Source organism: Alloyangia mangrovi (assembly GCF_002300555.2).
In the GTDB taxonomy this organism is placed as follows: domain Bacteria; phylum Pseudomonadota; class Alphaproteobacteria; order Rhodobacterales; family Rhodobacteraceae; genus Salipiger; species Salipiger mangrovi.
Genome location: NZ_NTHN02000007.1, coordinates 57570 through 69750, shown reverse-complemented (window position 1 = coordinate 69750; position 12181 = coordinate 57570). Strand labels below are relative to the sequence as shown.

The 12181-nt window shown below is 65.8% G+C and carries 6 protein-coding genes; 5 read left to right on the top strand and 1 reads right to left on the bottom strand.

The annotated features are described in order from the left end of the window. Positions 1-164 precede the first annotated feature (164 nt). From CLG85_RS05715 to CLG85_RS05695, 5 genes are all read left to right on the top strand, one after another. Positions 165-1376: a sugar transferase gene (locus CLG85_RS05715; protein ID WP_095881807.1), complete on the top strand. Its 1212-nt coding sequence runs from the start codon at positions 165-167 to the stop codon at positions 1374-1376. Positions 1377-1518: 142 nt separating this feature from the next. Further along, complete coding sequence (locus tag CLG85_RS05710) at positions 1519-7686, top strand: malectin domain-containing carbohydrate-binding protein (protein ID WP_095881806.1); 6168 nt, start codon at positions 1519-1521, stop codon at positions 7684-7686. A 49-nt stretch (positions 7687-7735) separates the two neighbouring features. Beyond that, positions 7736-8857 (top strand): glycosyltransferase family 4 protein, encoded by a 1122-nt coding sequence (locus tag CLG85_RS05705; RefSeq protein ID WP_176476551.1) that lies wholly within the window; start codon positions 7736-7738, stop codon positions 8855-8857. Then, the gene (locus CLG85_RS05700) at positions 8854-10014 is read left to right on the top strand and encodes a glycosyltransferase (RefSeq protein ID WP_260348554.1); all 1161 of its coding nucleotides are present in this window, start codon (positions 8854-8856) and stop codon (positions 10012-10014) included. The genes CLG85_RS05705 and CLG85_RS05700 overlap by 4 nt, the downstream gene beginning before the upstream one ends. A gap of 12 nt (positions 10015-10026) precedes the next feature. Beyond that, on the top strand, positions 10027-11202 hold the full coding sequence (locus CLG85_RS05695; RefSeq protein ID WP_095884126.1) for a polysaccharide biosynthesis/export family protein: 1176 nt from the start codon (positions 10027-10029) through the stop codon (positions 11200-11202). A gap of 16 nt (positions 11203-11218) precedes the next feature. On the opposite strand, the gene CLG85_RS05690 is transcribed toward CLG85_RS05695, so the two are convergent. Continuing rightward, positions 11219-12157 (bottom strand): MYG1 family protein, encoded by a 939-nt coding sequence (locus CLG85_RS05690; RefSeq protein WP_260348553.1) that lies wholly within the window; start codon positions 12155-12157, stop codon positions 11219-11221. Between the last annotated feature and the right edge of the window lie 24 nt (positions 12158-12181).

Genomic DNA, 12181 nt, shown 5'->3' with positions numbered 1-12181 from the left:
TCTGCCCCCGTATTGGTCAGGGGGCATTTGAGGCAGTTTCTGGCCGAAGTCCGAGCATCAAGAAAGTTTTCATGATCGCCGCGTGTTTATGCGGCAACGTTTGCATTTTGCTTTTTGGCTAGGGGTTTTCCCTTGGCTCCTTGAGTTTGCCGAGGATATTTCTGATGAATTTTTCAACACACAAAGAACTAGAAAAACCAAACACATACAGAACTGTAGACGACTCCTCCTCCCCCTTCAGCGATTTCCAATCCTCCCACTACCGTACGGAGCTCTCCTCCCCATCCGCGCGGGACACTGGCTACGCGAGTGGCGCGGTCACCGGGGTCGATCCCTGGCCGTCGGGCGGCCGGCGCGCGATCTGGCCGCGTTTCTCGGTCGGCTTCCAGCCGCGCTCTCGGATTGTCTACCGGACTTACAATTTCGCCATCGCCATGACGCTTTTTCTCATGGTTCTGCCGCTGTTTCTGGTGATCACCGCACTCCTCGCCCTCACCCAAGGTGCGCCGATCTTTTATCGCGGCCCCCGCATCGGTGAGAATGGCGAGCTCTTCGACGTGTTCAAGTTCCGCAGCCTCGACAGCACCAAGGCGGCGATGATCACCAAGGACAAGGTGCTGCCCAAAGGGTCGGGCATCGAAACACCGATGGGCCTGTTCCTCCGCGAAACCCGTCTCGACGAGATTCCGCAGCTTCTGAACGTCATCAAGGGCGACATGAACATGTGCGGCCCGCGCCCCGTGCGCCCGGAGATCGCGGCACAATACGCGGCCACGATCCCCGATTACGAACGCCGCTTCCGGGTCAAGCCCGGGATGATCGGCCCGGCCCAGGCCTTCATGAGCCACGGCACCTCCAAGGCGATCCGCTCGCGGCTGAACAACAAGCTCTGCCGCACCGAGGTGTCCTACCTCGGCGAGATCTCCCTGGTGTTCCTCGTCGGGGCCTGCGTGGCTGCGCGCACGGTGTCGCGGATCGGGTCCACGCTCTTCGGTCGCCGGTCGGAACGTGTCGAGGCCGCGCGTGCGCGGGTTTACGACATGCGCTTCGTCTCCGACGACGGTCAGTCGCGGGCGGTGTTCTGGGTCGACGAGGATCAGCTCATCCTCGACCAGGGCAATGCGCTGAACGTGCCGCTCAACGGTCGGCTGACCATGCTGCTTCCGGATGGTCAGACCCGCAGCGCGGCGGTCGAACTGAGCACGGTCCAGGCCACTGCGCCGAACGGCCGGGTGCAGGTCAGCTACAAGCCGAAAAGTGAATACGCCGAGCACATTCTGAGCCGTTACCTGTTCCAGGCCGTGGTCGTGCCACACCGTTCCGAGTTCCTTTCCGCGAAGCTGCGACGGGCGCTCAGCCGCTCGACCGCGGCATGATGCAGGACGGGAATTAACCCACCCGGCAAACACGAGGTCCCCTGCCAGGGCAAAGGCCCAGAAAGATCGAAAACAGATAGAAAACAAAAATAAATAATTGATTTTATAGTTTATTTTACCCCTCTCCTCAGAGGACCTTATTATGCCCGAAGATATTACATTCGGTGTCACTGACCTTTCCGGGGAACAGAGCACCAACCCGACCGCACTGGATTTCAGCGAAACCGGTAACCCGGTCCTTTTTGTCGCCCAGCAGGACGGCACGATCTACCGCTACGAAATCGAACGGCAGCCGGATGGGGCGGATGCCGATACGAGCCCCGACTTCGTCGTCACCTCGTCGACGGCGATCAATGTCATTCCCGCCGACACCCAGAACTACAACGATGACGGTTCGGTGAACAACAAGGCGTTCCGCCAGATGACCGGGCTCGTCGCGACGACCGACGAGGACGGGAACGACGTTCTGTATGTCACCTCCTCGGATTGGCGTATCTCGGTGGGCGAGGACAGCGGGCTCGACACCAACTCGAGCCAGATCCACCGCATCGTGCTCGACCCTGACACCGGCGAGGTGCTGTCCAATGTCGCCATCGTGCGCGGCCTGCCGCGCTCGGAGGAGAACCACGCTATCAACGGGCTGGACCTGTCGGTAGATCCCGACACCGGCGACACCTACCTGTGGGTCGCCATCGGCGGCAACACCAACAAGGGCGCTCCCGGCAACAACTTTGCCGGGACGGTGGATTTCGCCTACTCGGCCTCGGTCATCAAGATCAACCTGACCGAGCTGGATTCCTACGACATCCGCACCGATGCCAGCGGGAACCTCTTCATTCTCGACTTGCCGACGCTCGACGATCCCTCGCGGCCAAACGTCGATCTCACCACGCTGAACATCCAGAACCTGGATCTCGACCCGAACTTCACGCTTGATAACAACGGCAGCAGCGGCGGCGTTCTCCGGCCCGATTGGGCAGGCGGCAACAACGGCCTGAACATGGCCAAGATCACCGACTACGTGCTGGTCAGCGAGGACGGTCAACTCAAGCTGGTCGACAATCCGCTGAGCATCCATTCGCCGGGCTTCCGCAATCCTTTCGACGTGCTGGTGACCGAGGACGGCCAGGTCTACACCTTCGACAACGGTCCGAACGGCGGCTGGGGTGGTCAGGCGGTCTCTTATTCCGACGGCGCGATCGTCGACGACTGGACCTCGGAGTTTGCCACCAACCAGTTCAGCGAAGACGGCAGCAAGGGCTATGGCGACCAGCTGCACTATATTGGCGAGATCACCGACCTATATGGCCCCTACGGCGGTCATGCCAACCCGATCCGCGCGGCGGCCGAGGCACTGTCCCTGGCCTTCAACAGCGACGGGACCTACGCCGGGGCGACCTCCGGCTCGGCGATCATGGCCTATGGAGAGGTGCTTTTTGCCAATGAGGCGGAGGCGCGCGACTTCCTGTCCGAACTGCTGATCATCTACGCACAGGATTCCGCCGGGAGCTGGGTCGATACGACGTCGCTCACCGGTCTGCCCGACGATTTCTTTGACGTGGTCTCGGGCTACGACTGGGAGCATCCCGGTAGTTCAATCGCCAACGTGCTTGATTTCTTCGACGGCACCTCGGTGATGGATGGCACGGCTTATTCGCCGGAGGCCGAGTTGCTCGATTACACCGAGGACGGCTCGCTGCTCACGCTTCCCGAATCCACCAACGGGCTCGAGGAATACACCGCGACCTTCTTCGGCGGGGCGCTGCAAAATACCATCGTCGCGGCCAGCTTCGATGGCACGCTCTATTTCATCAAGGTCGATGACACCGACGGCGACGGCCGCACGGATTCCGCTTCGGTGGTCTACGAGCTGGGCAACTTCGGCTCGCAGCCGCTGGCGGTGACCGCGCTGGGAGACGACGGGCTCGGGGTCTTCATCGACAATGACGGGGACGGGCTCGACGATTTCGCCGGGCTCATCGTCAGCGGTGTCTACGGCAAGGACAATATCGCCATCTTCATTCCCGGCGGCGAGCCGCTCGATCCGAGCGACGATCTCGATCTCGACGGGGTGGACAACATCCTCGACAGCCATGTCGGCGATCCGACCGACGGCACCGGCGTGGTGGTGGGGCCGAATTCCTCGGCCAAGTGGGACTTCGAGCTGAACAACCCCGCCTCGACGCCGCCCGGCGCCGTGCCGAGCGGCGACAGCATCGCGGGCGGCATCGGTGTCAACGCGGTGTGGCGCAACAACGTGCTTCCGGCCACCGACAACGCCGGTGACCCGACGCAGGGTCTCTACAACGGCGGTGTCTTCAACCTTGGCGGGGCCTCGAGCTTCGTCAGCATCGACGAGGCCTATGCGGGCACCGCCGTCGGTGCCGCGAACACCCAGCAGGATGTGCTCGGCATCGGCTTCATGTCCTCGGGCGCGCAGCAGCTTGCGATCACCAGCGAGATGGTCAACATCTTCGCCTATTCCCTGAACAAGGATGCGCCGGCCAAGACCTGGGACGGCGGCGAGAAGGTCGGCCTGATGGTCGGGCCGGGGGATCAGGACACCTTCGTCGAGGCCACGATCGCTGTGGTCGATGACGGCGGCACGATCAAGTACGGCGTGCAGCTGATCGTCGAGGAGAACAACAGCTTCGTCAGCAGTTTCGTCGAGGTGCCGGGGATCGAGGATCCCGACATCCTCGGGGTCGGCGATCCGAACTTCGAGGTGGCGATCGATCTCGACATGACTTCCGGGGCCGAGACCGCCACGGCGCGGGCGCGCTACGTGAACAATGGCGTCTACACGGACTGGGTGCCGACGGCGACTCTGGCGCTTCCGACGGCCGTCGTCGAGGCGGTGAAGGGCGAGTATGACAACCTCGGCTCGGTCACCGGCGCGGTGGTCGGCATGGTCGCCTCCACCACCACCGGGGACGATAGCTTTGCCGCCTCCTGGGACTGGATCGAGGTTACCAACACCTCGGAGGGGGAGGTCGTGCACCGCTGGGTCGGCGGCAATGCCGACGTCGCCGCCACCGATGGCGGCATGGACTGGAGCAGTTCCACCTCGGTCCTGGTGGCTGGCACCACCTCGGTGTCGACCTTCAATCTTGCCACGCTCGACAGCTCGGTGCCCTCGACCACCCCGATCGGGGTCTTCACCCAGGAGCGTTGGGCGCAGCCCACGGGTGCGGGCATGCAGTACGAGTTCGCTGTCGACCCGGGTAGCTACGCGATCCGTCTCTACATGGGCAACGGCTACGCTGGCACCGACCAGATCGGCGAGCGGATCTTCGACGTGTCGATCGAGGGCACGCTCTTCCTGAACGACTTCGACCTCGTCGCGACCTTCGGGAGCGGCGTCGGTGGCATGGTGCAATGGACGGGCCAGATCAACGACGGCATCGCCGACATCGACTTCGCGTCGGTGCTGGAGAACCCGCTGATCAACGCCATCGAGATCATTGCCATCGATGACGTCGAGACGGGGCCGTCGATCTCGGTCGGCGACGCGATTGCCGGCGAGGCGGACGGGTCGGTCACCGTCGCGCTTTCCGCGAGCAATTACGTGCCCTCCGAGAGCACGGTGCTCGTGCAGTTCGAGGTGCGTCCGCTCACCGCGACGGCGGGCAGCGACTACAGCGTTGCCAATGCGACGCTGAACGCCGCAACCGGCGTCTACAGCGGCAGCCGGCAGATCGCGGGCGGCGCGGCGGATGCCAGCGTGCAGATCAACATCCTGAACGACACGCTGGTCGAGGGGGCCGAGAGGTTCGAGGTGGTGATCACCGGGGTCAGCGGAGCCAATGCAACCATCGGGGAGGAAACCGGTTTGGTAACGATTCTGGACAATGACAGCGGCACGCCAGGCACGGGTGGCGGCGCGGTCACCCTGGCGATCACGGCGAACGCGACAAATGTGAAGGAGTCGAACTATGGGAGCGGCTCCTTTGTGCTCAGCAACACCGGCACCAAGGTGGTCACCAAGGTCGAAATCGATGTTTCGAAGGCGGTGCTGAAGGATGCGGTATTCGATCCCTTCGGCGTCGCAGGGGACACGATCTCCAAGGCGCTGACCATCGACAGCGCCGGGAACACCGGCGTGGATGCGCCGAACAACAATGCCAGTGACCCGAACAACGAGACCTACCTGGGGGCCGGCGGCACAGCCGGTTACGAGGGCATCGTGCTGACCTTCGATACGGCCACCAATGGCGGTTTCCAGTCGGGCGAGACGGTGACCTTCTCGGTTGATATGGATCCCAACTCGATCGCCGGGGCCAAGAAGTCGACGCTGGATGCAGGAACCAGTCCCAGCTGGGACGTGGGCGGCGTGTCGGGGGCAGAGCTGATCGGCTCGAGCTTCACCGTGACCTATGCCGACGGCACCACCAGCACGGGCTACTTGCAGGGCACCGGCACGCAGGCGGGCGCCAAGGGGCTGTCGTCGCAGGCGGCGGCGGGCACCGAGGCCAGCATCGTGGTCAACGGGCTCATCGAGGGCGGTGTCGGCACTTACAGCGACAGCGACTTCAGCATGCTGGTCAGCGGCCCGGCGGGCGCGACCATGCGGGTGGTGCTGATGAAGGCGATGATCCAGCCCACCACCAACGCCTTCTCCACCGGCACCAGCACCGAGCAGGCCTATGCGCCGCAGCTCGACGCGCAGCTGGCGGCTTTGGCGGCGTCGGACTTCCCGGCGAACAACGCGGTGGAGGTGCAGACCGTCGACGTCACCCTGACCGGGGGCGTGCAGGACATCTCGTCGATGTTCGACCTCTCGGGCGTGGCGGCCTTTGACTTCACGGGCGAGGACCAGCTTCCGCTCGGCATCGTCGCGGCGGTGATCGACCCGAGCAACGGCAACTTGCCGGTGGGGCCGACCACGTCGCCGATCTACCTGACCTATGATGCCGACAGCTCGAGCGGCGGCGGCAGTTCGGGAGGGGGCGGCACCGGAGGCGGCAGCACGCCCACCGGCGATCCCTTCGTCGTCGAGGCCGAGGACATGACCCTCGTGCAGGGCTTCGCGGTCTTCGGCAATCCGCACGCCTCGGGGGATCAGCTCATCCAGGCCACGGACCCGGGCACGCAGATCGCCAGCTACAGCGTCGTCACGGCCGGCACCTTCGACATCAAGATCGGCTACTTCGACGAATCCGACGGTCAGTCGGTGCTGAACGTGCTGCTCAACGGCACGGTGATCGACAGCTTTGTCTGGGATCTCGATGCGGCCGAGACGACGGTCACGCCGTCCTCCTTCGCCGAGCACGTCATCTCGGGCATCGAGCTGGCGGTCGGCGATACACTGGAGCTGTCGGGCGTGTCCGACGGCGGCGAGCCGCTGCGCATCGACTTTGCCGAGTTCACGCCGGTCGAGGGCAGCTCGGGCGGGGGCAGCTCGGGCGGGGGCAGCACCGGCGGAGGCAGCACCGGCGGAGGCTCAAGCTCGGGCGAGACCTTCCGCGTCGAGGCCGAGAGCCTGACCCTCGTGCAGGGCTTCGCGGTCTTCGGCAACCCGCATGCCTCGGACGATCAACTCATCCAGGCCACGGACCCGGGCACGCAAATCGCCAGCTACAGCGTCACCCAGGCGGGCAGCTTCGATCTCACCCTTGGGTATTTCGACGAATCCGACGGGCAATCGGTGCTGAACGTACTGCTCAACGGCACGGTGATCGACAGCTTCACCTGGGATCTCGACGCGGCCGAAACGACGGTCACGCCTGGGTCTTTCGCGCAGCACACGATCTCGGGGATCGAGCTGTCGGTCGGGGATACCCTGGAGTTGTCGGGCGTGTCCGACGGGGGCGAGCCGCTCCGCATCGACTACCTCGACTTCACGCCCCTCGAGGGTGGCTCCGGCGGCGGCAGCGCGCCTGCCAACCCGGGTGAGCTGGTGCGCATCGAGGCCGAGACTTTCTCGCTCGACCAAGGTTTCATCATCAGTGGCAATGGTCACGCATCCGGCGATCAATTGATCCGTGCGGGCGACGCGGGCGTGCAGAGCGCAAGCTTCGTCTTTGCGGATGCGACCGGAACCTATAACTTTACCTTGGGTCACTATGACGAGTCGGACGGTCAGTCGCAGCTCGACATCGAGGTGAACGGCATTGTGGTGGACAGCTTCGTCTGGAACCTCGATGCGGGCGACGCGATCGTGAACGGCACATCCTTTGCCGAGCACAGCACGCTCGGGGTCGAACTCGAGACCGGCGACGTGGTGAGTTTCACCGGTATTTCGGACGGCGGCGAGCCGCTCAGAATTGATTATCTAGACTACATTTACGTGGATGGGATCATTGGGTGAGATGAAGGATTTTTCAACGGTGGGTCCCGCGCGGTTGCGGGGATTATTAGTGATCCGCGGGAGCTTCTCGCACATCAACGCCCAGCTCGAGGCGGCCCTGCGCAAGGTCCGCCCCGAGATCACCCTTGATGTCATCGACGTCGGAAAGGAGTTCAAGGAGAACATGCTGAGCCAGCTGCGCTGCCTCCTCGGGGTGCAGCGCGAATACGGGCTGTCCAGCTGGAGCTCCAAGGACATGCTGCGCTACCGCCTGGCGCGCTCGCGGGCGTATTACCAGGCGGTCAGCGAGACGGTACGCGATCGGTTCGATCCCGCCGACTACGACTTCACCCTGCAGACACAGTCGCTGTTCAATGCGGCGCTGCCCGGCATCCCCAACTTCGTCTACACCGACCACGTCGCGCGGGCGGGGATGTCGAGCCTGCAGGGACTGTTCGGGGCACCAAGCGACGGCTGGTTCGCCTGCGAGAGCCAGATCTACACGCAGGCCCAGCACGTCTTCACCTTCGGCCCCAAGATCCGCCGGATGCTCCTCGAGCAATACGGCATCGCGCCGGACAAGACCTCGGCCATCGGGGCGGGGGCCTCGGTGCTTCCCAAGCGGCCGGTGGAGCTCAGCACCGAGCGCTTCGCCCGCCGCCGCATCCTCTTTGTCGGGGTCGACTGGGAGCGCAAGGGTGGGCCGGAGCTGGTTGACGCCTTCAAGCTCCTCCGCGAGCGACTGCCGGATGTGACGCTGACCGTCATCGGCTGCAGCCCCGACGTGCAAGTGGAGGGGGTCGAGGTGCTGGGGCGCCTGCCTTTGGAAGAGGTGGCCGAACATTTCCACGAGGCCGCCTGCTTCTGCATGCCCTCGCGGCTCGAACCCTTCGGCGTGGTCTTCTGTGAGGCGATGCAGTTCGGCCTGCCCGTGGTCGCCACCGACGTGGGCGACATCGGCTCGATCGTGGTCGAGGGCGAGACCGGGCACGTGGTCCCGGCGCGCAACCCCGAGGCGCTTTCCGAAGCGCTCTTCCAGACGCTCGCGATGCCCGACAGGGCGCTGCGCCTCGGCACGGCGGCCAAGGCTCGGGCACCGCAGTTCACCTGGGACGCGGTGGCGCAGCGCATCGCCGCGCATTTCCCCGGCGAGCCGGCCGCGCCGCGCGCCGAGCTGGAGGTGGCCTGGTGAGCAAGCGCATCCTCTACGTCATCGACAGCCTCAAGTTCGGCGGCGCCGAGATGCTGCTGCTGGGCCTGCTCGATGCGGCGCGGGAGCGTGGTTGCGAGGCGCATGTGGCCTATTTCACCCCCGGCCCGCTCGAAGCGCGGGTGGCCGAGCGCGGCGTCGGCATGACCCGGCTCAGCACCAGGGGCCTGCGCGATCCGCGCGCGCTCGCCCGTTGCCTGACGCTGATCCGCGACTGGCGGCCCGACATTGTCCACAGCCACCTGATCAAGAGCGATCTTGTCGGCCAGACCGCCGCGCGCCTCTCGGGCGTGCCGCGCATCATCACCCTGCACAACACCGATCCCTGGCGCGAGAAGAAGGCCAAGAGCCTGATGTACCGCGCCCTCACCGCTGGGGCCGACGCCTGCATCGGCGTGTCGGACCGGGTGACCGACCACGTTGCCCGCACCGGCGGGTTCCGCGCCGATGGCATCGAGACCATCGTCAACGGCATCGACCTGCAGCACTTCGACCCAGCGCGCACCCAGCCGCTCGATCTGGTCCGCTACGGCGTGCGGTCCGGCGCCAGGGTCGTGGCGGTGATCGGCAGCCTCACGGCGCAGAAGGACCACGAGAATTTCCTCCGCAGCGCCGCCATCCTCGCGCAGCGCGTGCCGCAGGCGGTATTCCTCGTCGTGGGCGAGGGGCCGCTGGCGCCGCAGATCGAGGCACAGGCCCGCGGCCTCGGGCTGGGACCGGAGAAACTGATCCTGACGGGCGCCATCAGCCAGATGCGCGAGCTCCTGTTGGCGCTCGACGTGATGGTGATTTCCTCGGCCTGGGAAGGTCTGCCGATGGTGCTGCTCGAGGGCATGGCAATGCAATGCGCCGTCGCCTCGACCGATGTCGGCGGCATTTCCGATGTCCTCGAAGATGGCCGCAGTGGCCGCCTTGTGCCCGCGCATGACGCCGAGGCGCTGGCGCAGGCGGTGGCGGGGCTGCTGGCCGACCCGGGTGCCGCCTCCCGGCTTGGCGCGGCGGCGCGCGACACCGTGGCTGCCCGCTTTAGCGCCGAGGTGATGCGCGAGCGCATCTTCGCCCTTTACGACAGCAAGACCCGACCGCGCCGCGGCGCGCATCACCAGCCCGGCGCGCCGCGGCTGGACAGTCCCAACTGAGGAGTAGCGAGAATGGTTGTTTATCTTCGCCAGTTTGCCGCCTGCACGGCGCTTGCCCTGGCCCTCTCCCTGACCGGCGGCGCGGCCAAGGCCGACACGCCGGATTACCACGTGGACGTGGGCGACCGGCTGACCATCTCGGTCTATGGCAAGCCCGAGATGTCGGGCAACTTCCAGGTCCGCGCCGACGGCCAGATCGCGATGCACCTGCTGGGGCCGATCGATGTCGCGGGGCTGACCATGCGCCAGGTCGAGGAGCGTATCGAGGCCGAGGCCCGGGAACGCTTCTCCAGCCGCGAGTCGGTGGTGGTCGACATGCTCGAGTACCGCGATGTCTTTGTGCTGGGCGCGGTCGACACGCCCGGCGCCTACGAGTTCCGCCCCGGCCTGACGGTGATGAAGGCCATCGCCATGGCGGGCGGCATCGAGCGCGTCCAGGAAAACCTGAGCAGCGAGCGCGACATCGAGAACGCCCGCAACAACCTGGCCGAGGCGCAGAGCCGCCTGACCTTTGCCCAGTCCGAACGCGATGCGCTGGCGCGGGAACTGGCCCGGCTCGACGGGGCAGAGACGGAGGCCCAGGTGCCCGAGGCCCGTCTCGACCAGGAACAGGAACAGCTGGTCGGCCTGCGCCGCTCGCTGATGCATGACCTGATGGAAGGCGCCACCATGCGCAGCACGCTTGCCGACGAGGAGGCGGGGATGCTCGACCAGCGCCGGGTGTTGATCAACGAGCGGCTCGACGCGACGCAGGAGCAGCTCGAAAGCATGCAGGAGCTTGAGTCCCGCGGTCTCGCCCGCAAAGAGCAGACGCTGGGGCTGAAGATCGACCTGTCGGAGTACAATGCCGACCTGCTCGAGGTTGCCGCCTTTGTCTCGCGCGCCAAGCAGACCCGCGCCAATGCCGAGAGCGACATTCAGGAAGCCCAGACCGAGTACCGACTAAACCTGCTGCAGGACAAGATCGAGGCCGAGCAGCGCGTCGCTCAGGAGCGCACCGAGGTGCAGATGGCACTGAATTTCCTGCGCCGCGCCAGTCCCGCCGCCGCCGCCGAACTGGGCGAGGCGGTCGAGACGATCTACGAGGTCTTCCGCAACGGCTCGGACACGCCCGAGCGGGTGGCGCCGACGGCGCTGCTCGGGCCCGAGGACGTGCTGAACATCTCCTTCGAGGCGGTTATGCAGTAAACCCTGACGGCGCGGCTCAGGCCGCGCCCGCCACCGCCTCGGCCTCGCGCACGGCCAGGTCGGCCATGGCGAGGATCGCGTCTCGGCTGCCCGCTACGGCGATGAAGCGGCCGTTGTGGCAGAACTTCGCCCCCGCCACGCCGCTGGCCTCTTCCAGCGCCGCGTCGGTCAGCCCGGCCCAGGCGGCGGGCAGGTCGGCGCGCTGCTCGAAGCCGTCGGCGTTCTTGCGGATGCCGGTGAGCGCCCAGTCGTCGCCGCGCGGGTGCACCACGAAGAGCAGGTGGTCGGCACCCGCCGCCACCACCGCCGAACGGAACGGCATGCCCTGAGGCAGCTCCAGCACGCGACTGGTCCCTGCGGTCTGGATGGCCGCCGTCACCTGCGCCTCGGCGCGGCGCTTGGCGGCCTTGCGGCGCACCTGCGCCTCGACGAAGGCACGGGCGATGTGCAGCGCACCGGCAAAGGCCATGTCCTCGGCCTCGGGCGCCCTGTCGTCATAAACCGGCTTGAGGCTTTCCAGCAGCATCGGCAGCGTGAGGTCCGACAGCATCGGCCCGGCCTCGGAGGGGCTGAGCGCGCCGTTGTCCATCAGGTCCACCGGCAACACGAAGCCCATGTCGAAGCTGGTGTGGATGCCCTCGAGATCGACCTCGGGCACCGCCAGCGCGCGCAGGTAGTCATGCCCGTAGTGCTTCCAGATCAGCCCGAAGGAGCTGAAGGGTTGGCCGTCCTCGCGCAGCGGCGCGTCCTTCTGGTGGTGGTCGTAGATGCCCTGCGCGTGATCGTAGGCGCGGCCCACGTCGTAGATCACCTTGCCCGCGCCGGGGGTGATCCACGCCGCGTCGCGGGTGCGGATGATCTCGGCTTCGGGGTGGAGCCGGGTGAGGATCACCGAGGACAGCAGCTCGTCGGCGTGGAAGCCGCCGGAATGGGTGACAAGGTGGGTGATCTGCATCGTCGGGCCTCTGGATTGCTCGGC

What these genes read in the sequence shown, in the direction of transcription:
- CLG85_RS05715 (WP_095881807.1), top strand. Translation starts at nt 165, where the DNA reads ATGAATTTTTCAACACACAAAGAACTAGAAAAACCAAACACATACAGA.
- CLG85_RS05710 (WP_095881806.1), top strand. Translation starts at nt 1,519, where the DNA reads ATGCCCGAAGATATTACATTCGGTGTCACTGACCTTTCCGGGGAACAG.
- CLG85_RS05695 (WP_095884126.1), top strand. Translation starts at nt 10,027, where the DNA reads ATGGTTGTTTATCTTCGCCAGTTTGCCGCCTGCACGGCGCTTGCCCTG.
- CLG85_RS05690 (WP_260348553.1), bottom strand. Translation starts at nt 12,157, where the DNA reads ATGCAGATCACCCACCTTGTCACCCATTCCGGCGGCTTCCACGCCGAC.